This window comes from Sphaerisporangium sp. B11E5 (assembly GCF_039871875.1).
Lineage (GTDB): Bacteria > Actinomycetota > Actinomycetes > Streptosporangiales > Streptosporangiaceae > Sphaerisporangium.
Window position 1 is genome coordinate 66,720 of sequence record NZ_JBDPMD010000037.1, and the last position, 25,809, is coordinate 92,528.

At 73.5% G+C, this 25,809-nt stretch carries 22 protein-coding genes and 2 pseudogenes; 8 read left to right on the forward strand and 16 right to left on the reverse strand.

Annotated elements, in window-relative coordinates:
- Nucleotides 1-20 precede the first annotated feature (20 nt).
- From ABGB17_RS27645 to ABGB17_RS27670, 6 genes are all read right to left on the reverse strand, one after another.
- On the reverse strand, nucleotides 21-1,133 hold the full coding sequence (locus tag ABGB17_RS27645) for a glycosyltransferase (protein WP_347634635.1): 1,113 nt from the start codon (nucleotides 1,131-1,133) through the stop codon (nucleotides 21-23).
- Between the two features lie 113 nt (nucleotides 1,134-1,246).
- Nucleotides 1,247-2,341, reverse strand: coding sequence for a glycosyltransferase family 4 protein (locus ABGB17_RS27650; RefSeq protein WP_347634637.1), 1,095 nt, complete (start codon nucleotides 2,339-2,341; stop codon nucleotides 1,247-1,249).
- A 301-nt stretch (nucleotides 2,342-2,642) separates the two neighbouring features.
- Nucleotides 2,643-3,953 (reverse strand): glycosyltransferase family 4 protein, encoded by a 1,311-nt coding sequence (locus ABGB17_RS27655; RefSeq protein ID WP_347634639.1) that lies wholly within the window; start codon nucleotides 3,951-3,953, stop codon nucleotides 2,643-2,645.
- Between the two features lie 2 nt (nucleotides 3,954-3,955).
- Complete coding sequence (locus tag ABGB17_RS27660) at nucleotides 3,956-5,104, reverse strand: glycosyltransferase family 4 protein (protein WP_347634641.1); 1,149 nt, start codon at nucleotides 5,102-5,104, stop codon at nucleotides 3,956-3,958.
- A gap of 96 nt (nucleotides 5,105-5,200) precedes the next feature.
- A complete protein-coding gene (locus ABGB17_RS27665; protein ID WP_347634643.1) occupies nucleotides 5,201-5,977 on the reverse strand; it encodes a class I SAM-dependent methyltransferase in 777 nt (258 codons plus the stop codon).
- A gap of 111 nt (nucleotides 5,978-6,088) precedes the next feature.
- Entirely contained in the window at nucleotides 6,089-7,057 is a 969-nt protein-coding gene (locus ABGB17_RS27670; RefSeq protein WP_347634645.1) for a sulfotransferase, read from the reverse strand.
- A gap of 264 nt (nucleotides 7,058-7,321) precedes the next feature.
- Between ABGB17_RS27670 and ABGB17_RS27675 the strand changes: the two genes are divergently transcribed.
- Genes ABGB17_RS27675 through ABGB17_RS27695 form a run of 5 tightly spaced genes read left to right on the forward strand, consistent with a single transcriptional unit; the run spans nucleotide 7,322 to nucleotide 12,954 of the window.
- A complete protein-coding gene (locus tag ABGB17_RS27675; RefSeq protein WP_347634647.1) occupies nucleotides 7,322-8,497 on the forward strand; it encodes a glycosyltransferase in 1,176 nt (391 codons plus the stop codon).
- Nucleotides 8,494-9,447 carry an NAD-dependent epimerase/dehydratase family protein gene (locus ABGB17_RS27680; RefSeq protein WP_347634649.1) on the forward strand — a complete coding sequence of 318 codons (954 nt, stop codon included), beginning with the start codon at nucleotides 8,494-8,496 and terminating at the stop codon, nucleotides 9,445-9,447. The genes ABGB17_RS27675 and ABGB17_RS27680 overlap by 4 nt, the downstream gene beginning before the upstream one ends.
- Before the next feature lie 60 nt (nucleotides 9,448-9,507).
- Nucleotides 9,508-10,506 (forward strand): GDP-mannose 4,6-dehydratase, encoded by a 999-nt coding sequence (locus tag ABGB17_RS27685; RefSeq protein WP_347634651.1) that lies wholly within the window; start codon nucleotides 9,508-9,510, stop codon nucleotides 10,504-10,506.
- Entirely contained in the window at nucleotides 10,503-11,564 is a 1,062-nt protein-coding gene (locus tag ABGB17_RS27690; RefSeq protein ID WP_347634653.1) for an MraY family glycosyltransferase, read from the forward strand. The genes ABGB17_RS27685 and ABGB17_RS27690 overlap by 4 nt, the downstream gene beginning before the upstream one ends.
- Nucleotides 11,565-11,568: 4 nt before the next feature.
- Complete coding sequence (locus ABGB17_RS27695; protein WP_347634655.1) at nucleotides 11,569-12,954, forward strand: polysaccharide biosynthesis tyrosine autokinase; 1,386 nt, start codon at nucleotides 11,569-11,571, stop codon at nucleotides 12,952-12,954.
- On the opposite strand, the gene ABGB17_RS27700 is transcribed toward ABGB17_RS27695, so the two are convergent.
- The 4 genes from ABGB17_RS27700 to ugpC all read right to left on the reverse strand — a co-directional run bounded on the left by ABGB17_RS27700 (nucleotide 12,920) and on the right by ugpC (nucleotide 17,803).
- The gene (locus ABGB17_RS27700; protein ID WP_347634657.1) at nucleotides 12,920-13,561 is read right to left on the reverse strand and encodes a hypothetical protein; all 642 of its coding nucleotides are present in this window, start codon (nucleotides 13,559-13,561) and stop codon (nucleotides 12,920-12,922) included. The genes ABGB17_RS27695 and ABGB17_RS27700 overlap by 35 nt on opposite strands.
- A gap of 111 nt (nucleotides 13,562-13,672) precedes the next feature.
- Nucleotides 13,673-15,433 carry a DUF4012 domain-containing protein gene (locus ABGB17_RS27705; RefSeq protein WP_347634659.1) on the reverse strand — a complete coding sequence of 587 codons (1,761 nt, stop codon included), beginning with the start codon at nucleotides 15,431-15,433 and terminating at the stop codon, nucleotides 13,673-13,675.
- Nucleotides 15,434-15,445: 12 nt separating this feature from the next.
- Nucleotides 15,446-16,357 (reverse strand): fibronectin type III domain-containing protein, encoded by a 912-nt coding sequence (locus tag ABGB17_RS27710; RefSeq protein ID WP_347634661.1) that lies wholly within the window; start codon nucleotides 16,355-16,357, stop codon nucleotides 15,446-15,448.
- Between the two features lie 225 nt (nucleotides 16,358-16,582).
- Nucleotides 16,583-17,803: a sn-glycerol-3-phosphate ABC transporter ATP-binding protein UgpC gene (gene ugpC, locus ABGB17_RS27715; RefSeq protein WP_347634663.1), complete on the reverse strand. Its 1,221-nt coding sequence runs from the start codon at nucleotides 17,801-17,803 to the stop codon at nucleotides 16,583-16,585.
- A gap of 167 nt (nucleotides 17,804-17,970) precedes the next feature.
- On the opposite strand from ugpC, the gene ABGB17_RS27720 reads away from it, so the two are divergent.
- Entirely contained in the window at nucleotides 17,971-18,969 is a 999-nt protein-coding gene (locus tag ABGB17_RS27720; RefSeq protein WP_347634665.1) for a LacI family DNA-binding transcriptional regulator, read from the forward strand.
- Between the two features lie 1,408 nt (nucleotides 18,970-20,377).
- A pseudogene (locus ABGB17_RS27725) lies at nucleotides 20,378-20,620 on the forward strand (transglycosylase SLT domain-containing protein); the annotation flags it as partial.
- 24 nt (nucleotides 20,621-20,644) lie between these two features.
- Here the strand turns inward: ABGB17_RS27725 and ABGB17_RS27730 are convergent.
- Nucleotides 20,645-21,289 carry a TetR/AcrR family transcriptional regulator C-terminal domain-containing protein gene (locus ABGB17_RS27730; RefSeq protein WP_347634667.1) on the reverse strand — a complete coding sequence of 215 codons (645 nt, stop codon included), beginning with the start codon at nucleotides 21,287-21,289 and terminating at the stop codon, nucleotides 20,645-20,647.
- 97 nt (nucleotides 21,290-21,386) lie between these two features.
- Between ABGB17_RS27730 and ABGB17_RS27735 the strand changes: the two genes are divergently transcribed.
- Nucleotides 21,387-22,517 carry a ferritin-like domain-containing protein gene (locus ABGB17_RS27735; protein WP_347634679.1) on the forward strand — a complete coding sequence of 377 codons (1,131 nt, stop codon included), beginning with the start codon at nucleotides 21,387-21,389 and terminating at the stop codon, nucleotides 22,515-22,517.
- Here the strand turns inward: ABGB17_RS27735 and ABGB17_RS27740 are convergent.
- From ABGB17_RS27740 to ABGB17_RS27760, 5 genes and pseudogenes are all read right to left on the reverse strand, one after another.
- Nucleotides 22,514-22,834, reverse strand: a complete 321-nt coding sequence (locus ABGB17_RS27740) for a DUF202 domain-containing protein (protein ID WP_347634669.1) — start codon at nucleotides 22,832-22,834, stop codon at nucleotides 22,514-22,516. The genes ABGB17_RS27735 and ABGB17_RS27740 overlap by 4 nt on opposite strands.
- A complete protein-coding gene (locus ABGB17_RS27745; RefSeq protein WP_347634671.1) occupies nucleotides 22,831-23,169 on the reverse strand; it encodes a DUF202 domain-containing protein in 339 nt (112 codons plus the stop codon). The genes ABGB17_RS27740 and ABGB17_RS27745 overlap by 4 nt, the downstream gene beginning before the upstream one ends.
- A gap of 55 nt (nucleotides 23,170-23,224) precedes the next feature.
- Nucleotides 23,225-23,599, reverse strand: coding sequence for a hypothetical protein (locus tag ABGB17_RS27750; RefSeq protein ID WP_347634673.1), 375 nt, complete (start codon nucleotides 23,597-23,599; stop codon nucleotides 23,225-23,227).
- 53 nt (nucleotides 23,600-23,652) lie between these two features.
- The gene (locus ABGB17_RS27755) at nucleotides 23,653-25,251 is read right to left on the reverse strand and encodes a Na+/H+ antiporter (RefSeq protein ID WP_347634675.1); all 1,599 of its coding nucleotides are present in this window, start codon (nucleotides 25,249-25,251) and stop codon (nucleotides 23,653-23,655) included.
- 49 nt (nucleotides 25,252-25,300) lie between these two features.
- Nucleotides 25,301-25,809, reverse strand: a pseudogene (locus tag ABGB17_RS27760) (hypothetical protein); the annotation flags it as partial.

Here is a 25,809-nt window from a genome sequence, read left to right on the forward strand (position 1 = left end):
TCAGGACCCCGTTGGCCGGCTCAGGCGTGCCGCGCGGGACCCGCGAGCTCCTCGTAGAGCCGTTCGAACCACTCGGCGGTGCCCCGCAGGTCCACCGAGGGCGCCCCCGTCAGCGCCCCCGAGCGCAGCGCGGCGTGCTCGGCGGGGTCCATGGCGCTCAGGACGCCCGCGGCGAGCGCCCCGGCGGAGCCCGGTTCGGTCAGCACGCCGTTGCGGCCGCTGACGACGAGCTCCGGCACGCCGCCCACGCGGGTGGACACCACGGGGACGCCGGCGGCGAGCGCCTCCATCACCACGACGGGCAGGCCCTCGTAGTGGGAGCTGAGTACCAGCAGGTCGGCCGCGGCCACCAGGCGCCTGGCCCGCGGCACCGGGCCGAGCACGCGGACCCGTTCCGTCAGGCCGCGGCGGCGCACCGCGCGGGCCACACGGTCCAGCAGCGGGCCGCCCCCGGCCAGCAGGAACATCGCGTCCGGCCGCTCGGCGAGCACCCGCGCGGCGGCCTCGACCAGCATCAGGTGGTTCTTCTGCGGCCGGAAGTTGGCGACACAGGCCAGCAGGAACGCGTCCGGCGGCACCCCGAACTCCCGCCGCGTCTCCGCGGCCCGCGCCGCCCAGCGGCGCTGCTCGGCCACGTCCACGCCGTGCACCCGGGTCGTCAGCCCCGGGGCCCGCCGCACCGAGGGCGAGCGGGCCACCAGCGCGGACACCGCGACGGTGCGGTCGTCCAGCCGCCGCGTGACCCGGTCCATCAGCACGATCAGCGAGGTGACGAGCCGGTCGGCGAGCCCGGTGGCCGGGCGGTAGGCGTAGTGGACGGTGGACACCAGGTGCGGCCGCCGGCGCGACACCAGCCGCAGCAACGGCCGCAACACGATCGCCGGGGCCGGCGAGTGCACGTTCAGCACATCGGGCGCGAGCCCCCGCACCGCGGCCACCAGCCGCGCGTACCCGAGGGCACGCGCCCCGCCCGACAGATCGACCACGGCCACCCCCTCCGCGCGCAACCGCCCGATCAGCTCCCCCGTCGAGGCCCGCAGGCACACCACCGTGTACCGCGTCCCCACCCGCGGTGCCCGGCTGAGCCGCTCCACCAGCAACACCTCGACGCCCCCCACATCGAGCGTCTTCACGACCTCACACACATGCAGCTCACCGTCCCGCTCCCCCGCGCTCCCCCCACGCGTCCCACTGCCCGCCGCGCGGGCCGGGTCCGGAAGGCCCGCAGGGCGGGCCGGGTCCGGGCTCATCGGGGCGCCACGGCTAGGGCGCGGTCGTAGGACAGTTCCATGCGGGTGGCCATGGCGGGCCAGTCCAGGGTGGCGGCGGCGGCGCGGCCGCGTCTCTCCAGGTCGCGGCGGGTGGCGGGGTCGTCGAGGACGGCGCCGAGTTCGGCGGTCAGGGCGGCGAGGGAGCCGGAGCGGAAGACGCGGTAGGCGGCGCGGTCGGTGACGACCGGGTCGAGCGTGGCGTCGGACGAGACCACGACCGGTGTGCCCAGCGCGAGGGCCTCCAGGGCCGCGGTGGGGACGCCCTCTCCCTTGCCGGGCAGGCGGCGTGAGGCGAGCACGAACACCTCGGCGCGGCGCACCAGCGGGTAAAGCTCCTCGCGGGGCAGGCGCCCGGCCAGTTCCACGCCGGGGCCGGCGAGGCGGCGCAGCCTGTCGTGCTCGGGGCCGTCGCCCGCGACGACCAGCCGTACGTGGGGGCGGGTGCGGCGCAGTTCGCGGACCGCCTCGACGAGCAGCGCGTGGTTCTTCATGGGTTCGAGCGAACCGGCGCTCACCACGAGGCCGGGCTCGCGCGGGCCGTCCGGCGCGAGCCGCGCCATGGCGGGCAGGTCGAGCCCGCTGGAGGCCACCTGGACGCGGCCCGGGTCGGCGCCCGCCCGCACCAGGTCTCCCGCCGTGGCCGTGCCGAGCGCGATGAAGGAGCCGACGTGCCGGAGGGCCGCACGGGTGAAGCGGGGATGCCGCCGCGACAACGCGGCGTGCACGGTGAGCACCAGCGGCACGCCGAGCCTGCGGCACACCGGGCCGAGCACCGACGCCTCCACGTGATCGCCGTGCAGGTGCACCAGGTCGGGCCGGGGCCGCCGGCGCATCGCACCCGCCACCTCGGCCGCGAACGCCAGCACGTCCGACTTGAGTGCCAGCACCGGCGACAACGCGGTCCGCCGCAACGCCAGCACCTCGGCCCCGTCCGGCACCACCCGCCCCCGCCGGAACGCCAGCGTGACATGGTGCCCGTTCCGCACCTGCTGACGGGTGAGGCACTCGACGTGCCGCTCCTTGCCCCCCGGCTCCGGCGGCACCCGGTAACTGACTCGCAGGATTCTCATCGCCCGGACGTCCCCCGATATCTCACGGCGAGGCACTCGACGTGCCGCTCCACACCATCCGGCGCCACCGGCACCCGTTGACCGGCACGCGGGAGCGCCGTCACCCGGCCCGCCCCCCGGCATCCCGCCGCGAGGCACCCGACGTGCCGCTCCGTACCATCCGGCCCCGCCGGCACCCGGCGACCGGCACGCGGGAGCGCCGTCACCCGGCCCGCCCCCCGGCATCCCGCCGCGAGGCACCCGACGTGCCGCTCCTTGTCCCCCGGCCCCGGCGGTGCCCGGTGGCCGGCTCGCTGAACCGTCATCGGCCGTGCGTCCCTCGATGGCTTGCCGCGACGGCCCTGATGAAGTCCGCGTAGCGGTCCAGGCCTTTCACCTGGTCGTGGTGGCGGGTGACCAGCGTGCGGCCGTGGAGGCCCATCTCGGCGGCGGCGTCGGGGGTGCCCAGGACCTTGGCGACGGTCTCGGCGAAGCCGTGGGGGTCGGACGGGGGGACCAGGCGGCCGGCTCTCGGGGGGACGATCTCGCGGTGGGCGGGGATGTCGCTGCACACCACCGGGAGGCCGCAGGCCATGCCCTCCAGGACGGCGCGGGGCTGGCCCTCGGACCAGGACGGGTGGATCAGGAGGCGGGCCGAGGTGAGGACGGCGGGGACCAGTGTGTGCGGTACCCGGCCGCGGAACTCCACCAGGTGGCGCACGCCGAGGGCGGCGGCCTCGGCCTCCAGGCGGTCGCGGCGGCGGCCCTCGCCGACGATCAGCAGGCGGGCGCCGGGCACCAGTGCCGCGACGTCGGGCCAGGCGCGCACCACGGTGATGTGGTTCTTGACGTCCTCCAGGCCGCCGACCATGACGGCGTCCACCTGGGGGGCGCCGGGGGTGCCGGCGCCGGGGTGGAACAGGCGGGTGTCGACGCGGCTGCCGATGACGGCCACGGGGCAGGCGGCCCGGGGCTCGACGGCGGCGCGCAGGCTCTCGCTGACCACACGCACGCCCGAGGCGCGGCGCACCCCCAGGCGGGTGACGGCGGCGAGGGCGAGCCGCTTGGCCGGGCCACCGTACTCGGGGCCGGGGCGCACGATCTCGCCCTGGATGTGGAAGATGTGCGGCCGGGCGCGCCTGGCCCTGGTGCTCTCGATGACCATGGCGGCCAGCGGGTTGCTCGACATGAGCACCTGCCAGGTCCCGGCGGTGACGTCGTCCACGGCCCGCCGCGCGGCCATCAGGTAGTCGAGGCGTCCACCGGCCCGCACCCGGTGGACGTGCACCGGGTGCAGGTCCAGCCGCGCCGGCTCCGAGGGGCCGCGCGGCACCACGAACTCGTACCGGCCGCCGAGCCGCTCGGCGAGGCCGCGCGCGACGGTGAGGTTGGCGTCGTCGTCGGCCAGCGGGTGGGACCCGACGACCAGCACGGACACCCCACGCGGCACGGCACCCCCCGCCCGGGTCCCCACGCTCACGGACGGCACCACACCCTCCGCCCAGGTCCCCACGCTCACGGACGGCACCACACCCTCCGCCCGGGTCCCCACGCTCACGGACGGCACGGCGCCCGCCGTCGGGCGGCTCCCCGCGGCCATGGGCGGCACGGTGCCCGCCGGTGATGTGTGCACGGTCACAGCAGGCCCCGGAGCATCTCGGCGGCGCGGGCCGGTGTGTACCGTTCGTTCGCCCTGGCCCTCAGGCGCTCCCCGAGCTCGGCGCGGGCGGAGGCCGGGAGGGCGATCATGGCCTCCAGGTGGCGCAGCAGTGCGGCGGTGTCGCCCACGCGGGAGATGTAGGGGTAGTCGGGGCCGATCACGTCGGCGGAGCCGCCGGCGTCGGTGGCCACCACGGGGAGGGCGGCGGCCATCGCCTCGACGATCACCCGGGGGAAGCCCTCCTCCAGGCTCGGCATGAGCAGGCAGTCCGCCGCCGCGTACATGCGCGGCAGCTCGCGGTTGGGCAGCGCGCCGACCACCAGCATGCGGCCGCGCAGTTCCGGCGCGCGGGCGGCCTGCTCGACGTCCGGGCGGTCGGGGCCGTCGCCCACCACGACGAGCCGCACCGGCACGTCGACCCGGGCGACGAGCCGCCGGAACAACGGGCCGAGCAGCCGCGCGCCCTTGCGGTACGACAGCCGGTGCACGAAGAGGATCACGAACTCGTCCTCGGCCCACCCGAGGTCGGCCCGCGCCTTGCGCCGCCCGTCGGAGGGCAGGGGGGCGAAGCGGCCGGTGTCCACGTCGTTGTACAGCAGGGCCATCTTGCGCGGCGGCACACGCCAGCGCCGGGACATGTAGGCGACCATGGACTCGGGGCCGGTGACGAACCGGTGCACGAAGCGCAGCAGCAGCCAGTTGAGCAGGTCGTTCAGCACGCGCGCGGGCGTGCGCCCGGCCTCGGGCGGCGCGACGTCGCTGATGCCGCTGCGCCACAGCAGGATGCGGTGCCGGTAGAACGGCCGGGTGAGCACCAGCACGGCGAGGAACAGCCGGGAGTAGCGCAGGAAGTAGGTGTGGTGGCCCGCCGCGGCGCAGCGCCGCACCGCGCGCAGGGTGCCGAGCACCCGCGCCAGGCGGCCGGCGCCCCGTACGCGGACCAGCAGCCGCACGCCGTCCAGCCGCGGCGGCGGGCTGCCGCGCTCGACGACGGCGGCCACCTCGACCCGCTTGCCGAGCTCGGCGAGCAGCGCGGGGATGTGCGCGAAGTGCTCGCTCTCGTGCTCGGAGAGATGCGGTATCACGTAGACCAGCTTCGGCCGCGGCTCGGCCACCGTCGTCATGCCGGGATTCCCCCTCCTGCCTCAGGCAAGGTAACAGAGTGAAACGATCAGGTACGCGGAGTGATCGCCTCGAAGATCACCGCGTGTCGCGGCAGGTCAGGGCCGCCGGGCCACCCAGACGCAGCACCGGCCCCATGTGCGGAGCACAGGCAGGTAGTCCATGATCGCCAGGGGTTTCACCGCCCGCCGCGGCACCCGCCACCCCGCGAACTTGATCATGGTGTCCACGGTGTCGTACAGCCGGATCCGCACCACCTCGAAGCCGAGCCGGCGCAGCAGCGCCGCCATGCCCTCGGGGCTGAACGCGAACTGGTAGAAATCCCCGGCCGGCCGCCCGTCGGCGGCGAACAGGTGCGGCCGGGCCCGCATCCACCGGTTGAAGCACGGCGTGACGACGACGGCCACCCCGCCCGGCCGCAGCACCCGGTAGGTCTCCAGCAAGATCTGGCTGGGGCCCTCCTCGAAGTGCTCGCACACGCCGGGTGAGTACACCGCGTCGAAGGACTGGTCCGCGAACTCCAGCTTGCGCACGTCGCCGACGTGCCAAGGGATCTCGGGGAAGCGGCGCCGCAACTCCGCGATGGTCTCGGCCGACCAGTCCAGGCCCTCGGCACGGTAACCCCGGGCGTGCGCGGCGACGGTGAAGTGGCCGCGCCCCGCCCCGGCCTCGAGCACCCGGGCCCCCGGCGGCACGTACCTGCTGAACGTGGCCCGCAGGTGGTGCGGCAGGTGGCCCTCCAGAGCGCGGTCGTAGCGCCACTCCCCCGCGCGCCACAGCTCCGTCCAGTACGCGACGTCGGCGGCGCGCGAGTAGTACTTCAGCCGCCGCCCGGTCTCCTCGTCGTCATCGAGCACGATGACGTGACCACTCATCCGTCCCCCACATCGCTTCCCCCGCGCCGGGGCGTTCCCCGGCGGTCGTCACGAGTGAAGAGCACCCGTGGTGATCTCGTCCACGTTGAGGGATGGATCGGCGAGTCCAGGTCATACCGGGGTCATGCGCCGGGATCCGGCATAGGGCAAGGAGTAGCCGTACCTGGCCAGACCGGTGGCGGTGATGGCTCCGACCAGCCACTTGGACCGGCGGGGCAGCCGCGACCGCCACTCCTCGTCCGCCACCAGCGGCTCGGGGCCGGACCTGGACCGCATCGGGTTGCCCGCGATGAGGTGGGTGCGCCGCAGCTCCACCCGGTCGTCACCGAGGAACGCCAGCGCCGCGGGGTCGGCCCGCCGGCCGAGGAACTCGAGCATCCGGTCCAGTTGCGCCCGCGGCTGCGCCACGAAGTCCTCGTACCGCAGCAGCATGGCCGGCACCCCGAGCACACCGAGCACGTCCAGCGACAGGTTGAACCCCGACCACTCCAGCGCGCTGCGGGCCGGCGACTGGCGCGGCATGAGGTCGTGACGGTAGTCGGGGTTCGGCAGCTCCTTGGTCAGGGAGTAGCACACGCCGTAGCTGGACCGCACCAGGTGGATCATGCGGACATCGATACCGGGCACCCGCCACGCGGTGTACGCCGAACCGGGCACCTTGGAGGAGTCCACCACGACGCCGCACCCGCTCGCCGCCCGCACCCCCTGGTACAGCCGGCCCATGATCGAGGTGTAGCGTTCCAGCCGCCGCGCGAAGGACGGCACCAGCCGCGGCGCGCCGAGCAGCGGCAGGTGGCGCACCCGCGCCACGCCGCGGTGCAGGCCCAGGACCTCGGCGACGTCCACCTGGTCCCAGCCTCCGAACGCCTCCGCGCCGACGCGGGTCCAGAAGGGACAGGCGCCGAACCGCACCCCGCACCCGCACAGCTCGTCGCGCCGCACCCCGTGGTCCCACACGTGGAACAGCTCCCCCACGGCGCAGAACCCCGGGACCGCGCCGAGCACCCGGGAGATCAGGGTGCTCCCGCTGCGACCGGTGCCGCCGATGAACGCCACGTCCACCGCGCCGTCGTCCGTCATGACCTCTCCCTCTCCGCTTCTGGTCACCGTCGCGCCAAGGGGAGTCCGCGATCATGTGAACAGCACGTTATACGAGGTCACCCGCGGTGCGGGTGACCCAGGGAAAGGCTGCCACCGCACCGGCCCCGCGCGGTACGCCCGTTCCTCATCAAGGGGTAGGCAGTAGGGAAACATTTCGCCGTCGCGGCGGGACGCCTCTGAGGAACGTATCGGGTCCCGGGCTAGCTTCTCCGACGTGAAACACCCCGTCGCCCAGGAGTTCGTATGAATGCGAACCGCCGCATCCGTGTCATGGAGATCATCGCGCGGATGAACGTCGGCGGCCCGGCCACGCAGGTCATGGGACTGTACCGCGGGCTGGACCGCGACGCCTTCGACCACCGGCTCTACACCGGGAGTGTCGGCGAGGGGGAGAGCGACCGGCTGCGGGACGCGGACCTCCCGGTGCGGTACGTGCCCGGCCTGCACCGCGCGGTCAGCGCGGGCGGCGACCCGCGGGCCCTGGCGTTCCTCGTGCGGGAGATGCGGGAGTTCCGGCCACATGTCGTGCACACCCGCACCAGCAAGGCCGGGGTGCTCGGCCGGCTCGCGGCGGCGCTGTCCCGCGTCGGAGCGGGACGGGCGCACGTCTACCACGGCCACCTGCTGCACGGGTACTTCTCCCCGGCCGCGCGGGCCGCCTACACCGCGACAGAGCGGCTGCTCGCGCCGGTGACGCACCGGCTGGTCACCGTCGGCACGCGGGTGCGCGACGAACTGCTGGCCGCCGGGATCGGCAGGCCCGAGCAGTACGTCGTCATCCCGCCCGGCGTCGACCCCGCCCCCGCGCCCTCGCGGGAGGACGCCCGCGCGGCCCTCGGCCTGCCGGGCGACGTGCCCGTGGTGGCGTTCGTGGGGCGGCTCACCCAGGTCAAGCGGCCCGACCGGCTGGCGGACACCGCGCACATCCTGCTGCGGCGGTTCCCCGCGTGCCGGTTCCTGGTCTGCGGCGGGGGCGAGCTGCGCGAGGACCTGGAACGGCGGGTGGCGCGGGAGCGCGGCTCCTTCGACTTCCTCGGCTGGCGCGACGACGTGGAGACGGTGTACGCCGCCGCGGACGTCGTGCTGCTGACCTCCGACAACGAGGGCACCCCGCTGACGCTCGTCGAGGCCGGCATGGCCGGCACGCCGGTGGTCGCCACCGAGGTGGGCAGCGTCGCCGAGGTGGTGCGGCACGGCGAGACCGGGCTGCTGGCCCCGCCGGACGCCGCCGAGCTGGCCGAGCGCACGGGACGGCTGCTGGCGGACCCGGCCCTGGCCCGCCGCATGGGCGACGCGGCCCGGGAGTGGACGGCGTCGTCGTTCGGCGTGCGGCGCCTGGTCGCCGACACCGAGGCCCTGTACCGCTCGCTGCGCGACCCGCCCGCCCGCCGCGCCTCGACGGACGGTGGGGTGCGATGAGGGTCCTCGTGACCGGCGGCGCCGGGTTCATCGGCGCCAACCTGTGCCGTGCCCTCGCCGCCCGGCCGGACGTCGACCACGTCACGGCGCTCGACGACCTGAGCACCGGGTCCGCGGCCAACCTGGACGGCGTCCCGGCGCGGCTCGTCGAGGGCAGCATCCTGGACCGGGAGCTGCTCGGCCACCTGGTGTCCCGCGCGGGCGCCGTGGTGCATCTCGCGGCCCGCCCCTCGGTCCCCCGCTCCGTGCGCGACCCGATGGCCTCCCACACGGTGAACGCCACCGGCACGCTCAACGTCCTCGAGGCGTGCCGGGCGGTCCCCGGCACCCGTCCGCACGTCATCTGCGCCTCGTCGTCCTCGGTGTACGGCGACATCGCCGTGCCGCACAAGAGCGAGGACCTGCCGGCCCGCCCGCTCAGCCCCTACGGCGCGAGCAAGCTCGCCGCCGAGTCGTACACGCTGGCGTACGCGAGCAGCTACGGGCTGCCCGTGCTGGCCTTCCGCTTCTTCAACGTGTACGGCCCGCTGCAGGCGGCCGGGCACCCCTACGCCGCCGTCATCCCGGTGTTCCTCGCCAGGGCCGTCGCCGGCGAGCCGCTGCCGATCCACGGGGACGGCACCCAGGCCAGGGACTTCACCTACGTGGGCTCGGTCGCCGCCGTCCTCGCGGACGCGGTGTCGCGCCGCGTCACCAGCACGGGGCCGGTCAACCTCGCGTTCGGCACCCGGGTGACCCTGATCGAGCTGGCCGGCCTGCTCGGCCGGGTGCTCGGCCGCCCGCTCGGCACCGAGTTCCTGCCGCCGCGGACCGGCGACATCCGCGAGTCCCGCGCCTCTCCCCGGCGGCTGCTCGGCCTGTTCCCCGGCGTGCGGCCGGTCCCCCTGGAGGAGGGACTGCGCGCGACCGCGGAATGGTTCGCCACGGCCCCGCTCGGCGCCCCGGGCTGACGCCCCGCGGGCCCGCGGCCGCACGCCATCCAGCCATGCCCAACCTACGAGGAGAGTTCCGTGACCCACGAAATCGGGCGCCGATACCTGATCACGGGAGGGAGCGGGTTCATCGGGTCCCATCTGACCGACGCCCTGCTCGCCCGCGGCGACTCCGTCGTGATATTGGACAACCTTTCGACCGGCCGCGCGGCCAACCTCGACCACGTCGCCTGCCACCCGCGGCTGCGGTTCGTGCAGGGGTCGGTGCTGGACGAGCTGATGGTGGACGAGCTGGTCCACCAGTGCGACGTGGTCGTGCACCTGGCCGCCGCGGTGGGCGTCAAGCTGATCGTGCGGCAGCCGCTGCGTTCGCTCACCACCAACATCCGCGGCTCGGAGATCGTCATCGAGGCCGCGCACCGCTACCGCCGCAAGATCCTCATCACCAGCACCAGCGAGATCTACGGCAAGAACTCCTCCGGGCCGCTCTCCGAGACGTCCGACCGCATCCTCGGCAGCCCCGCGGTGGTGCGGTGGGCGTACAGCACCGCCAAGGCCGTGGACGAGATCCTGGCCAACGCCTACCACAAGGAACGCGATCTGCCGACGATCGTCGTGCGGCTGTTCAACACCGTGGGCCCGCGGCAGAGCCCGGCGTACGGCATGGTGATCCCGCGCCTGGTGCGGCAGGCCGTGGCGGGGCAGCCGCTCACCGTCTTCGGCACCGGCGACCAGACACGCTGCTTCGCGCACGTGACCGACGTGGTCGGGGCGCTGCTGGCGCTGCTGGACCACGAGGGCGCGGTGGGCGGCACGTTCAACGTGGGTGTCGGGCGCGAGGTCAGCATCCTGGAGCTCGCCAAGCTGATCATCGACGTGAGCGGCTCCACCTCGGGCATCGAGCTCATCCCGTACGACGAGGCGTACGAGGAGGGGTTCGAGGACATGGCCCGGCGGGTGCCCGACACCACCAAGCTGCGCGCGCTGACCGGGTGGCGGCCGCGGTTCACGCTGGACGACATCCTCGCCGAGACCATCGCCGAGGCGCGGGCCGACCTGACGGCGGCGCGGCGGTGACCGGCTCCGCCGTCCTGGCCGCGGCGGCGTCGGGGTGGCTGCTGAGCGCGGTGGCCACCCGCGGCATGGGACGGCTCGCGCTGCGCGCCGGCCTGGTCGACCGGCCGAGCGGCTACAAGGCCCACGCCCGCCCCACGCCCTACCTCGGCGGCGTCGCGATCGCGCTCGGCACGATGCTCCCGGCCGCCGCGCTGTGGTGCCTGCTGCCCGGCTGGCCGTCCGGCCCGGGCGACCGGCCGATGACGGCCGTCGCCGTGGCGGCCCTCGTGGTGGGGCTGCTCGGCCTCATCGACGACATCAGGTCCCTTTCACCGCTCAGCCGTCTCGCCGTCGAGATCCCCGCCGCGACGGCAGTGGTGCTGTGCGGGGTGCAGGTGCCGCTGACCGGCGGCTGGCCGGACGTGCCGCTGACGGTGGCGTGGATCGTCGTGATCACCAACTCCTACAACCTGCTCGACAACATGGACGGCGCCCTCGGATCGGTCACCGTGGTCACCGCGGGCCTGCTCGCCATGACCGCGTTCCTCACCGGGCACCCGACAGCCGGGCTGCTGCTCACCACGCTGGCCTGCGCGTCACTCGGCTTCCTGCCGCACAACTGGGCCCCGGCGAAGATCTTCATGGGGGACGCGGGGTCGCTGTTCGTGGGGTTCACGCTGGCCTGCTGCACCGTGCTGCTGATCGAGGGCGAGGGCCTCGCCGTGACGGCGTCCGGGCTGCTCCTGCCGGCGTTCGTCGCGGCCGTGGACACCGCGGTGGTCGTCGTGGCGCGCCACCGGGCGGGGCGGCCGGTCCTGAGCGGCGGGCGCGACCACCTGTCGCACCGGCTGCGGCGGCTCGGCCTGAGCCCCCGCGTGACCGCCCTGGCGCTGGCCGCCTGCGCGGCCCTCACCGGCACCATCGGCCTGCTGGTCGCGGTGGGCATGGCCTCCCCGATCGCCGCGGCGATCGTCGTGGCGACCGCGGCGCCGGTCCTCGTCGGGCTCTTCCAGAAAGTGCACGTCTACCCGCGGGGCCGGTCGGCCGGCCCGGCGCGAATCCACGAAAGGCGGCCGTGATCCGGTGGACCTTCTCTATTACGTCAGACTCGCGCGGAAGAACTGGAAGATCTTCCCGGTCATGCTCGTGCTCGCGGTGGGCGCCTCGCTCGCCGTGACGGCCTCCACGCCTCCCACCTACGCGGCCACGGTGTCCATGCTGGTGTCCGCGCACGACAAGGACGCCAGCACCGCCACGGCCTACCAGGCCGTGCTGCTGTCGCAGCAGCGGGTGAAGTCGTACGCCAGCCTGCTGACCAGCCACCGGGTGCTGCGGCTGGTCAGCAGGGACCAGGACGAGCTGCGGCGCCTGGGGTCCAGCGTCAGCGCCGAGTCGCTGCCCGAGACGGTGATCCTGCGCGCCACCGTCACCGACCGCGACCCGGTACGCGCCGCGCGGCTGGCCAACGCCCTGGCGACGAAGTTCACCGCCCTGATCGACCAGATCGAACGGCCCACCGAGGGGGGCCCGGCGACCGTCAAGGTCACCGTCGTGGACCACGCGGCCGTGCCGGAGTCCCCTGTCGCGCCGCGGCCGGCGCTGAACACCGCGCTCGCCGTCCTCATCGCCCTGCTCGTCACCGGCGCGTGGCTGGTGGTGCGCGACCTGCTGGACACCACGGTGAAGACCACCGAGACCCTCCAGGAGCTGGCCAAGGTCCCGGCGCTCGGCGTCATCGGGTTCGAGAGGGACGCCAGGCGCCAGCCGCTGATCCTGCGGCACGGCAGCCGCTCCTCGCGCGCCGAGGCGTTCCGGGTGCTGCGCACCAACCTGCAGTTCATCGACGTGGACCGGCAGCCGCGGTCCCTGGTCGTCACGAGCTGCCTGCCCGAGGAGGGCAAGACCTCGGTCGCGGCCAACCTGGCGATCGCGTTCTCGCAGGCCAAATGGCGGGTCATCCTGGTGGACGCCGACCTGCGGCGCCCGCGGGTGGCGACCTACCTCGGCATCGAGGGCGTGGCCGGGCTCACCGACGTGCTCATCGGGGAGGCCGAGCTCGCCGACGTCACGCAGGTGTGGGGCGAGCACGAGCTCGCCGTGCTGCCGAGCGGGCAGATCCCGGTCAACCCCAGCGAACTGCTCGCCTCGCAGGCCATGCGGGCGCTGGTGAAGCGGCTCACCGGCCTCTACGACCTGGTGATCATCGACACCTCGCCGCTGCTGCCGGTCACCGACGCCGCGGCGCTCGCGACGAGCTGCGACGATGTGCTGTTCGTCACGCGGTTCGGCAAGACCCGCAGGGAGAACGTCGTACGGGCCGGTGAGCTGCTGGCGTCGGTCAACGCGCGCCTGGTGGGCACGGTGCTGAACTTCGTGCCGCCGAAGTCGTCCAAGATCTACGGGTACGGCGACGACGCCGGGTACGAGGCGGACGTCAAGAACCGGCGGGCACCGCTGGTGGGCGTCTGACCGGCGCGGTCAGCACCTCGATGGGGGCCGCCAGCGCGTCCTGGACACGCCGGGCGGCCACCCGGTAGGCACGGGCCGAGCGCCCGTAGGGGTCGCGCAGGTCGGGCTGGTCCACCCGGACCAGCCCGCGCAGCCCGCGCGCCGCGGCGGTGAGCGCCCGCGCGCGGTCCACCGCGTCGCCGTGCGCGGCGGGCGTGGACGGCGGCACGGCGGCGACCAGCGTCCCGTACTCCACGATGGTGAAGGTGACGCCCGCGGCCCGCGGGTTCATGGAGACCACCCACGCGCGGTGGGCGCGCTCGGCCGTGAGGACCAGGTCCGCCTCGGCGATCATGCGGGCGGTGAGCCGCCGCGCCGCGAACCCCTCGACGGTCACCCCGGCCTGGCGCAGCACCCGCAGCGCCTTGGGGCTCATCGGCGACCCCGGTGCGGCGTGGGTGCCCGCGCTCTCGACACGCATCGCCGCCCACGGCGTCAGCGCGGCGCGCAGCAGCCACTCGGCCATCGGCGAGCGGCAGATGTTGCCGGTGCACACGAACAGCACCCGGAAGGGGGCACTCGCCGCGTCACCCGTGGCGTCCTCGGCGCTCTCCGTCACACCCCACATGCCGGTAAGAGTAGAGGCCGCCGCACCGGCCCGCGGGACACGACGCGCCCTCTTTGGGATTTCCGGTGGTATGGGATATCCGTCCAGGTAACGGAGGAGAAAGCCCGCCGCTCAGGGGCCGCAACCCGCGCGGTCGTCGGCGACGCGGGTCTGCTGGGGGCGGGCCAGGGGCTGCACCGGCACGCGGGGCGGGGCCGCGGTGGCGGGCTCGGCGAAGTCGAACTCCAGGGTCCTGGACTGGCGGGGACGGAACTCCAGCACGGTGGAGTACACCGGGTGGGAGCGCTCGGTCTCGCGCAGCACCGCCGTGGCCGTGCCGTCCACCCGCACCGCCTTCATCCGCGCGCCGACCCCGGCGTACAGCGACACCCACAACCGGTGCGCCGCCCGGCCGGTCTCCTGGCCGGCCGGGGCGGCGGTGACGTAGGACGGCAGCCGGTCCCGCGGCACGTCGTTGGTCAGGCGGATGCGCACGGTCGAGTCGCGCCGCCCGTCCCGGCACGGGCCGAGCTCGTAGTCCAGCGAACGGCCGAGGTAGTAGTCGAGCTTGTTGCCGCCGGAGTTGTTCACCACCAGCGCCGCGAACGGGCCGGGGTCGCGCGGCAGCACCCCGCCGAGCGGCGTGGCGGCCAGGCGGCGCTGCTCGGCGGGCCGGCGGCTCCAGATCTGCACCCGCCGTTCCTCCACCATGGGCTTGGCCACCGGCAGCAGCCGGGCGGGGTCGAAGAACGTCTTCGGCAGCGCGGCGCGGACCGCCTCGGCGATGCCGAGCAGGAAACGCTTGCGGGCCACGGGGTCGGGGAAACGTTCGTAGGCGGTGCGCTCGGTGAGCTCGACGACGTTCTCCGCGCCCACCCGCTCGCCGCCGGGCAGCGTCACCGGGCCGATCAGGCCGAGCAGGTAGGACAGGGCGACCGGGTCGATCGCGACGGCGCCGTCCAGCCGCCGCCCGGTCTGGCGCTCGTACAGCGCGGTCCAGGTCGAGGCGGCGTAGGGGAAGTGCGGGGAGAGGTTGGAGACCGACAGCAGGCGCGCCGCGTGCAGGCCGTACCTGGCGCGGAACTCGGGCCCGTGGTCGGTGACCGGGGTGTCGGTGCCGACCAGGCCGTTGTTGGCGCTGAGGCGCTCGATGGTGAGCTTGCCGCCGCTGGCCTTGAGCACGCCGAACGCGCCGACCAGCCCGCCGGTGCCGCGTGCCTCGGCGTTGGTCTGGAAGCCGAGGAAGTAGCGGCGGGTGCCGTCCAGGCCGAGCATCGGCGGCATCAGGGCGGCCGCGGTGGCCGCGGCGGACACCAGGCCCCGCAGGCGGTCCACCTCGCGCAGCGCCGTGGTCCTCGCCTCGTCCACCCGCCCCGAGCCGGTGCGCGCCGGCGTCGCGGCCAGCAGGGCGTACGCCCGGCCGAGTCTCCCGGCGGCCTGCTCCAGGACCGGCGCCGCCGCCCGGATGTCGGCGAGAGCGCGCCGTGTGCCGGCGGCGGAGCCGGGTTCGGCCGCGGTGAGCGGCGTCACGGCCCGCAGCACAGCGGTCATCGTGTCGGTGACCTCCGCGGCGGACGCGGCGAGGCCGCGCACGGTGGCCGCGCCGTCCCCCACCAGCGGCAGGTACGTGAGCAGCGACCAGGTGGGGCCGCCGGTGAGGCGCCGGGCCTCGGTGGTGTGGTACCTGGCCTCGGCCAGCGCCACGGTGACCCGCCCGGCGTCCCGCGCGCTGATCACCGCGCGCAGGTGGGTCAGCGACCGGCGGGCCGCCTCCAGGTGGTCACGCGCGCTGAGACCGAGATGGACCGGCCAGCCCGCCCCCGCGACGAGTGTCACCGCGAGGACGAGCAGACCGGTCCGCAGGGTACGCCGGCGGCGCCGGCTCCGTGACACGACCGTCGGTCGCTAGCGGGCTTCCGCCGACCGGCGACGGCGGATGGAGACGACGGCACCGGCCGCGCCGGCCGCCAGCAGCACGCCGCCGATCCCGGCCAGGGCCGCGACGGGGGCGCCGGTGAACGGCAGAGCGCCGGACACCTTGTGGGACTCCTCGGGACGGCCCTCGGCGTGCCCGCGGTCACCGTGACCGCCGTGACCGCCGTCGTCGGCGTAGGCCCCGGCCTCGTCGTCGCCGTAGTCACCGCCGTGACCGCCGTGACCGCCGTAGGAGTCGTGGTGACCGCCGCCGCCGTGATGGCCGTGGCCGTCGTCGGACTCCTCGTGCACGAAGAACCTGTCGGCCTTGATGATCTCGTCCTCGCCGCGCGAGTGGCCGCCGCCGCCCTTGTCGTCGAACCGCACGTCCTTGTCGATGTGCTTGTCCATCACCGGGCGGACGTCGGGGTCCTCCGTCACCGTCGCCGTCGGCGTCGGCTTGGGCCGACCGGGGCGGGTGACGATGTTGCTCGGCCCCGACACGTTGCCGGCGGCGTCCCGCGCCTTGACGTGGTAGGAGATGGTGATCTCCGGCGCGCGGCGGTCGGTCCAGGTGAGCTGGGTCGCCGGGACCACGCCGACGAGACGCCACGGCGAGGTGGAGGCGTAGATCTCGTACGCCACCACGCCCGGTCCCGGCGGGTACGCCGGCAGGTCCGTGGACGCGCTCCAGGTCAGCGTGATCACGTCCGGGGGCGACTCGGTCAGCGTGAGGTTGGTGGGCGCGGTCGGCGGCTGCGTGTCGGGCTGCGCCTGCCATGCCGGGGCATGGGCCGCCTGCGGCAGAGGCCCGGCTCCGGCGTTCGCCGCGGCGGACGTCGTCATGGCGCCCGCGACGGTCACGGTCAGTAGAACAGGTACCGCGTAATATTTGCCAGCCATTCAGTACTCCCCGATGGGCGACGATCCGAGCCGTTGAGAACCTCGCCCGGAAATCGAAGTCGACGTGATCTTTTGTAGCCGTCACTCATCGAGGAAGACCGTCACAGCGCACGGCCTTTGCTGAAAGATCGCTTGCTTTCTGCCCGAACTGGACGAAGAGAAGCCCCCGCCGCGGGAGGGGGTTCGCGGCGGGGGCCTCTTCGGGGAAGGTGAGTCTCGCGGGCGTCAGCGCGCCACGTTCGCCGGGTGGCCGATGGACAGGCCGGAGTCGGTGTCGAAGAAGTGGAAGTTGTGGGTGTCCACGACCAGCTCGATGTTCTGCCCGGGGCGCACGTGGCTGCGGGCGTTCACGCGGGCCGTCCACAGCGACTTGTCGCCGACCAGCGGGAGCGCGGCCTCCTCGTCCTCGCCGTGGTCGGCGGCGGCCACGGTGTCGCGGTGCTCGACCGGCGGGGCGTCGATGAGGAACAGCACGTTGATCTCGCTGCCCAGCTCCTCGGTGACCTCCGCGCGGGCCGGGATGCGGGCCCAGCCGCCGGAGTGGCCGTTGGCGGACCCGGAGTCCTCGAAGTCCGAGGGGCGGATGCCGAGGATGATCTTCTTGCCGAGGTACTGGTCGAGGCCGGGCTTCTCGGTGAACGTCGAGTCCGGCACCGGCAGGGTGTAGCCGGCGAAGGACACGGCGGGGCCCGCGTCCGAGCGGACCAGCTCGGCGGTGACGAGGTTCATGGACGGCGAGCCCATGAAGCCGGCGACGAAGAGGTTCACCGGGTTCTCGAAGAGGTTCTGCGGGGTGTCGACCTGCTGCAGCACGCCATCGCGCAGCACGCAGACCCGGTCGCCGAGGGTCATGGCCTCGACCTGGTCGTGCGTGACGTAGACGGTGGTGACGCCGAGGCGCTCGTGCATCTGGTTGAGCGAGGCGCGCATCGACACACGCAGCTTGGCGTCGAGGTTGGACAGCGGCTCGTCCATGAGGAAGGCCTGCGGCTCACGCACGATGGCGCGGCCCATGGCGACACGCTGGCGCTGGCCACCGGAGAGGGCGGCGGGCTTGCGCTTGAGGTACTGGTCGAGGCCGAGCATCTTGGCGGCCTCCTGAACGCGCTTGGCGATCTCGGCCTTCGGCATCTTGCGGAGCTTGAGGCCGAACGCGAGGTTCTCCTCGACCGTCATGTGCGGGTACAGCGCGTAGTTCTGGAAGACCATCGCGATGTCGCGGTCCTTCGGCGGGAGGTGGTTGACCACGCGGTCCCCGATGGAGATCTCACCGCCGCTGATGTCCTCCAGACCGGCGATCATGCGGAGCGCGGTCGACTTGCCGCACCCGGAGGGGCCGACCAGGACCATGAACTCGCCATCCTGGATATCCAGGTTCAGGCCGTTCACGGCTTTCACACCGCCCGCATAGATCTTGTCAACGTTGCGGAGAACGATTGATGCCATGACAGTCCTTCGTGCGTCCGGTTTCGCCGCCGGAATGGATACGTTTTCATGAATCTCACCGGAACCGGACATCCCTGTCAAGCCCCTGCGAAATAGTGGCTCTTCACACTCCTCAGCTCACGCTCACGTGCTGGCCTCGCGGTGGAAAACATGATGGAATCGTTTCCATGAACCCGAGCGGGCGACGACGCACGACGATCAAGGACGTGGCCGAGGCGGCGGACGTGGGCGTGGCCACCGCGTCCCGCGTACTGTCCGGCAACGGGTCGGCGAGCGCCGCGACCAGGGAACGCGTGCTGGCCGCCGCCGCCCGGCTCGACTACCGCCCGAGCGCGCTCGGCCGCAACCTGCGCCGCCGCCACACCGGGGGCATCGGGCTGCTGCTGCCCGACATCACCGACGCCTTCTACAGCCGCCTCGCCGACGGCGTGCTGGCGTGCGCCCAGTCCGCCGGCGAGCCCGTGATGATCGGCACCACCGGCGACGACCCCGAGCGCGAGGCCGAGCTGATCGGCTCCCTCCTCGAGCAGAGCGTGGAACGCGTGGTCGCCGTCCCCTGCGGCGACGGCGAGATGTGGGGGCCCGCCTTCCGCGCCGGCCTCGGCGTCGTCTTCGTGGAACGCCGTGCCGAGGGCCGCGACGACGTCCCCACCGTGGTGGCCGACGACCGCACCGGCGTCCGCGTGGCCGTCGAGTACCTCATCGGCCTCGGCCACCGCCGCATCGCCTTCCTCGCCCGCCACGGCCAGAGCCAGCGCGTCCGCGCCTTCCGCGACGCCCTGGCCTCGCTCGGCATGCGGGCGGACGAGGAACTGATCGCCCGTGCCCACGCCACCCGGGACTCCGCCTACGCCGCCGCCTCGGGCCTGTTCCAGCACCGCCCCGACCTCACGGCGGTTCTGGCCGGAGGCAACATGCTCGGCGAGGTGGCCCTCCTCGCCGCACGGGAACTGGACCTGCGCGTCCCGAGGGACGTCTCCTTGATCATGTTCGACGACGTGCCCTGGGCCGAGCTGTGCTCCCCCCCGCTCACCGTCATCTCCCAGCCCCCTCAGGACATGGGCTACCGCGCCGCCGAACTGGTCCTGAGGGAGACCCGCCGGCCCCGCACCGTGACCCTCCCCACGGAACTCATCATCCGGGGAAGCTGCGCCCCCCGCCGCTGACCCAGGTCCCCGCTGAGCGGGGCGCCGGGGGGTTCGACGCGCCGGGGGCACGGACGCGTAGTGGCTGATTTTTCCGGCATGTGCCGCGCAAACGTCAAGGTCACCAGATTTCTTCGCCAGCGGGCGATCATGTCGCGTACGAGGCGGGCCAACGTGGCCTCGCGGGACGGCAGAGATGTGCCGCCGTGATCGCAAACAAGTGTCCGCGGCGTGTCCCCGGAGGGGGCGGCCGGGGCGGGACGCCGTTAGAAACCGGCCTAGGACCCGTCGCGGCGCCGTCCGGGGGGCACAGGAAACGTGCCTCTCCAGATTCCGGATCGGCCACGCGGACTCCCGGTGCGCGAGCCATGCGCGCAGGGATGTGATCGGCCGCTCTCGCAGCGGCCGCGTCTCCGCACGCGACCCGACGAATAGGACCGATTTGGAGAGAACCCGCGCTTTCCGCAGCGCAGTAGTGGTCGTGATCACTGCCGCCGCCCTGCACGGGGGGGCCAGCACGGCCGAGGCCCTGACCGGGGCTGACGACGCGGAAACCGTCACCGGACCGGCCGAGCCGCTCATAACCGGCCTCGCGACCATCGCCCTTCCCGACGGCGCCGCCCCGGAGGCGTTCGCCGGCCCGGGGACGGCGTTCGACCACACCGGCCCGCCGATCGGCATGAGGGCCGGCCTCAGGCTCCAGGCCGCGCCACCCGCGGCCCCCGCCCCGGCGTCCGCCGGGGCACCGGCCACCCGTCCCGTCGCCGCGGCACCGCGCAGGGCGAGGACGGCGCGGGCCCAGAGCGCCACACCGGCGAAGGCCCCGGCCACCACGCCCGGGTCCACGCGAACACAGGACACCGCGGCGGCGAGAACCGCTCCCGCGCGCACCGGGCCCACGAGCGCCCGCGCCGCGAGCGCCGCCACCGGCACCACGATGCCGAGGACCGCGAAGAGGGCGGCCGCCGAGCCCGCCGTCAGCACCGCGAAGAAGGCGGCCGCCGCGTCCGGGACGGAGAGGACCGCACAGACCGTCGCGGCCCGGCCCACGACCGCGAAGGCCCGGGCGAAGACCGTCACCGCGAAGGGCGCCACGACCGCCGAGGTCGCGAGGACGGCGAAGAACGGGAAGACGGCGAAGGCGGCGACCGCCGCGGCCGGCACGGCGAAAGCCGCCAAGGCCACCGCGACCGCCAAGACCGCCAAGACCGCGAAGGCCGCCAAGACGGCGAAGGCTGTGAAGGCTGTGAAGGCCGCGAAAGCCACCAAGGCCACGAAGGCCACCAAGGCCGCACAGGTCGCCAAGGCCGCGACGACCGTCAAGGCGGCCGTCGCGCAGCGCCACGTCCGCAAGCTCGCGCGGGCGCCTCAGGGCAGGAACAAGGTGATCGCCTACCGGCTGGTCGCCCAGCGGGCCTGGCCGATGGCGCAGTTCCGGTGCCTGGACAGCCTGTGGACCAGGGAGAGCAACTGGAACCACCGCGCGCAGAACCCGTCCTCAGGGGCCTACGGCATCCCGCAGGCGCTGCCGGGCGACAAGATGCACGGCGTCGGGCACGACTGGCGCGTCAACCCCACCACCCAGATCCGGTGGGGGCTGAAGTACATCAAGGGCCGCTACGGCAACCCGTGCGGCGCCTGGGGCCATTTCCGGTCGCACAACTGGTACTGAGACGAGGACGCGAGGGCGCCCGGGTCACCCCCGGGCGCCCCTGCGCTCCTCCAGCCGCACCGCGATCGCCTTGACGAGCAGGTCGAGCCCGTACTCGAACGTCTCCTCGTGGTCGTAGGACGCGAAGAACCCCGCCATGGCCCCCACCTCGGGGAACAGCAGCGGGTCCACCTCGACGCCGGGCGCCTCCGCACGCAGCGTGGGCGCGAACGTCGGCGTCACCCCCACCTCGCGCAGCAGCGACCCCACGATGAACGCGATGAACGTGCGCAGGATGTGCACCGCGTCCTGCGCGTCGAACCCCGCCTCCCGCAGCGTGGCGAGCGCCCGTTCCACCGGCAGCAGCCCCGCCGTCGACTGCAGATGCCGGCTCACCACGACCATGGTGGACCGCGGGTAGTGGTGGGCGATCTGCCGGAACGCCCGCGCCTGGATGCGCACCCGCTCGGTCCAGTGCGCGCCGGGGTCGTCGGTGAAGGCCAGTTGCGACAACACCGTCTCGGCCACCGCGTCCAGCAGCGCGGCCTTGTTGGGGACGTGGTTGTACAGCGACATCACGCCGACGCCGAGCCCGGCCGCGATCCGGCGCATGGAGATCGCGTCGGCGCCTTCCCGCTCGATCAGGTCGATGGCGGCGCTGACGATCCGGGCTCGGGAAAGGGGCGGCATGAGGTCATTCTCTCCTGGCCGATTGACGTACGTACAGCGTACGTGTCACTCTCCAAGAGTACGTACGGTGTACGTGTACGTCCTGATGGAGGCCATCGTGTCGACCCATGAGCTCTACACCATCCCCGCCGAGCTCTCCACCTGGGACGTGGAGATGGCCGGCGCCTCCCGCTTCACGTGGGAGTACGACGACGGCCGGGACCGCATGCTCGCCCTGTACCAGAAGGGCAAGGACAAGCAGTGGGACTCGGTCAAACGCATCGACTGGGGCATCGAGGTCGACCCGTACGACGTGCTCGGCATCCCCGACCAGGCCATCGCCATCTACAACACCCCGCTGTGGCACCGCATGAGCGACCAGCAGCGCAAGGAGGTCAGGCGGCACGGCGCGTCCTGGCAGTTCTCGCAGTTCCTGCACGGTGAGCAGGGGGCCATGATCTGCTCGGCGCGCATCGTGGAGTCCGTCCCCGACCTGGACTCCAAGTTCTACGCCGCCACGCAGACCATGGACGAGGCCCGGCACGCCGAGACGTACGCGCGCTTCATCAAGGAGAAGATCGGCATCGCGTACCCGATCAACCCCTCGCTGAAGTCCCTGCTGGACGACACGCTGCGGGACTCGCGGTGGGACATGCCCTACCTCGGCATGCAGGTGCTCATCGAAGGTCTCGCGCTGGCCGCGTTCGGCGTGATGCGCGACATCACCAACAAGCCGCTGCCCAAGCAGATCCTCGCCTACGTCATGCAGGACGAGGCCCGTCACGTCGCGTTCGGCCGCATGGCCCTGCGCGACTACTACAAGAACCTCACCGACGCCGAGCGCCGCGAGCGCGAGGACTTCGTCATCGAGGGCTGCTACCTCATGCGCGACCGCCTGCGCGGCGTCGAGCAGTGGGAGAACCTCGGTCTCTCCCCCCAGGAGGTCCAGGAAGCCCTGACGGCCACCGACGAGTCGCAGTACTTCCAGCTCTTCCGCTCGCTGCTGTTCAGCCGCATCGTGCCCTGCGTCAAGGACATCGGGCTGTGGAGCGAGCGCCTCCAGAAGGCCTACGCCGACATGGGCGTGCTCGACATGGCGGGCCAGAACCTCGACGCCCTCATGCGCCAGGACGAGGAGATCGCCGAGAAGCTCGACGCCGAGCGTTTCGCCGCCGAGGAGGCCGAGCGGGCCGAGGAGGTCGCCACCACCGTCGCCCTCGGCTCCGGCGAGGACCCCGCCGAGGGCTAACCGGGCAGCAGCGCGAGCACGAGGGCGCCTGCCGCGACCGCGAGCGTGCCGAGCCAGGCGACGAACGCGTCGGGGCGGACGTCCGGCGGCGCGCCGTGCGCACGCTCGGCGCGGCGGTGGCGCAGGCCCGCCCGGACCAGCAGCACGGCCCCGCACAGCGCGGCCAGCACGAACGGCGCCGCCGCGCGCCCGTCGTGGAAGCGCCGCCCGGCCGCGCCCGCGGCGAGCAGCCCGCCGGCCGCCAGCGCGACCCCGGTCCTGATCCACGCCAGCAGCGTGCGCTCGCGATGCAGCCCCGCCGCGGGGTCCGTCGTCATCCGGCCACCACGATGAGCACCAGCGCCAGCGCCGCCACCACCGCGACCCCGTACCCGAACACCGGCGCCAGGGCCAGCGCCGGGATGGGCGCGCGGCGGCGCAGCGCGATCTGCACCTGCCGCCACCGGGGGTAGGCGAGCGCCGCCGCGAGCGTGGCGAGCAGCGCCAGCACCACGGCCACCGCCAGGCGCACCCACGGCACGAACACGTCGCGCGGCACGGCCGCCATGGCGACGCCCGCGGCGCTCAGGGCCAGCGAGGTGCTCAGCCAGGTGAGGAACGTGCGTTCGTTGGCCAGGGTGAAGCGGGGATCTGGTTCGCGTTCCTCGTCCATGGCGGCAACGCTAATTGGCGGGCATTCCCCCTAGAGAAATCGGGGTACCCGCAGGTCAGGTGCACTCCTCCGCGATGGCCCGCAGCGCCTGGGCGGTGTCGGTCGCGACCTTCTGGGCCGCCTGCGCGGCCTCGGCGGCGCTGTTCACGTCCAGCTTGTTGAGGCTGTCGGCGAGGTTCTGCAGCGCCTGGTTCAGCGTGGTGTTCCCCGCCTTCTCCGCCACGTCGTTCATCTTCGCGGCGCCGTCGTTCAGCGCCTTCTCCATCGCCTCGGGGTCGTTGACCAGGCTGCTGACCTTGGCCGCCGTGTCGGTGATGACCTTGTTGGCCTCGATGCAGGCCTGCGCCTTGTCCAGTGTGCTGCACCCGGAGACGAGGATGACGGCGGCGACAGCGGATGCGGCGAAAGCGGCACGGGGGAGGGATCGCATGACTTGGACCCTATCCAACACCGCTCCGCCGCGCGGTCCCCCATGCTCCGGCCTTACTCGCGGGCCAGGGTCGCCTCCTCGTAGTCCAGCTCACGGGTGACCCGTCGCAGCACCTCGTCGTCGATGCGCCGCTCGTCGCGCATGCGCACCAGCACGTCCCGCTCGGCCTCCAGCATGGCGCGGCGCAGCCTGCGGTACACGGCGCTCGGCGTCTCCTCGCCGTCCTGGCCGACGCCGCCGCCGAGGCGCTCCCACGCCCCCATCGCGCGGCGCTCCGCCAGGCTGCGCAGCCGGTCCACCACCTCGGCGTGGGTCTCCAGCACTCCGTCGCGGGTCAGCTCGTCCAGCCGGGCCAGCGCCGCGGTCGCCGCGGCCTGCTGCGCGGCGGCCTCCGACAGGTTGTCGCGGTAGACGTCCTGGTCACCGGAGACACCGAGCCAGCGGATGATCAAGGGGAAGGTCAGGCCCTGCACCAGCAGGGTCGCGATCACGACGACGAAGGTGAGGAAGAGCAGCAGGTCGCGGTACGGGAAGTCGTCCGGCAGCGCGAACGCGGCGGCCAGCGACACCACGCCCCGCATGCCGGCCCAGCTGATCACCGTGACGTGCGTCATCATGTGCTTCGGCTGGCTCTCGCGGACCTTGCGCGACAGCCGCGGCAGGTAGGTGGTGGCCACCGTCCAGGCGAAACGGGCCAGCACCACCGCGGCGAACACCGCGAGGGCGTACCCGGCGAGGCGCCAGGGGTTCTCGCCGCCGAGGCCCTGCAGGATCAGCGGCAGTTGCAGGCCGATCAGCAGGAAGACGACGACCTCCAGGAAGAAGTCGATCACCTTCCACATCGAGTACGACACCAGGCGCGTGCCGTAGTTGACGCGGTTCATCCGGTGCCCGAGGAGGACGCCGACCACCACCACCGAGAGCACACCGGACGCGTGCACCGCCTCGGCCGCCAGGTACGCCGCGAACGGCAGCAGCAGGGACAGCGTGTTGGTGATCAGCGGGTCGCGCACCCGGTCGAACATGCGGCCCAGCAGTCGCGCGAGCACGTACCCGATGACCAGGCCCGCCCCCGCCGCGTACAGGAACCGCCCCGCCCCCGCGAGCAGCGTGATCCCCTCCCCCGCCGCCGCGGCCACCGCCACCCGGTACGCCGTGAGGGCGGTGGCGTCGTTGAAGAGGCTCTCCCCCACCAAGATCGTGATCACCTTGCGCGGCAGCCCGAACCTCCGGGCCACCGCCACCGCCGCCACCGCGTCCGGCGGCGCCACGATCGCCCCGAGCGCGAACGCCGCCGCCAGCGGCATGTCCGGCACCAGGAGCCGCACCAGCACGGCCACCACGGCCGCGCTGAACAACACCAGCCCGACCGACAACAGGCCGACCGACCGGCTCACGTCCCGCAGGCGCAGATAGCTGCTCTCCAGCGCCGCCGAGTACAGCAGCGGCGGCAGGAACACCAGCAGCACGATCTCAGGATCGAGCGCGTACCGGGGGGCGTCGGGGAAGAACGTGGACATCACATAGGACGCCGCCAGGCCCGCCGTCACCAGCAGCAGAGGCGCCGACCACCCCCGCCATCGGGCCACCCCGGCCACCGCGACCGCCCCAGCACCCAACCCCAGCAACTGGAGCGCCGTAGAGATATTCATCGCCCGCCAGAATATGTCCCTCTATTACCTGACGAACGCCCTCCCCCGGTCACCAGTCGCGGGACCTGTCCCGGTGATAGGCGCGGTCGTCGGCGTGACGCGGCTGGTCCTCGGGGCGGACGCGCTCGCCGGTGCTGTACATCGGCTCGTGGACGTACGGGCGGGAGAGCTGGGGGTCGGTGGAGTCGGACGGGGGTGCCATGGCACCCAGGCCGAGGGGGTCGGCGGGATCCACCGCGGCCTGCGGGGGGACGCGGGGCGGGTAGGAGGGGTCGGCGGGGCGCGGGGCCTCGTACGGCAGGGCGTCGTTGACGATCATGTTCTCCCGCGGGACGGCGCTGTCCGGGTAGCGGGGGCCGCCGTACTCGGCGGCGGGCGGGTACTCGGGCGCGGCGTAGCCGGGGGGAGAGCCGTGCCCGCCGGCGGGGCCGTGACCAGGGCCGTGACCGGGGGTGGGGCCGTGACCGGGGCCGTATCCGGAGGTGCCGTAGTCCGGGGGGACGCGGTAGTCGGGGGCGGAGCCGTAGTCGGGGGCGGGGGCGGAGCCGTAGTCGGGGG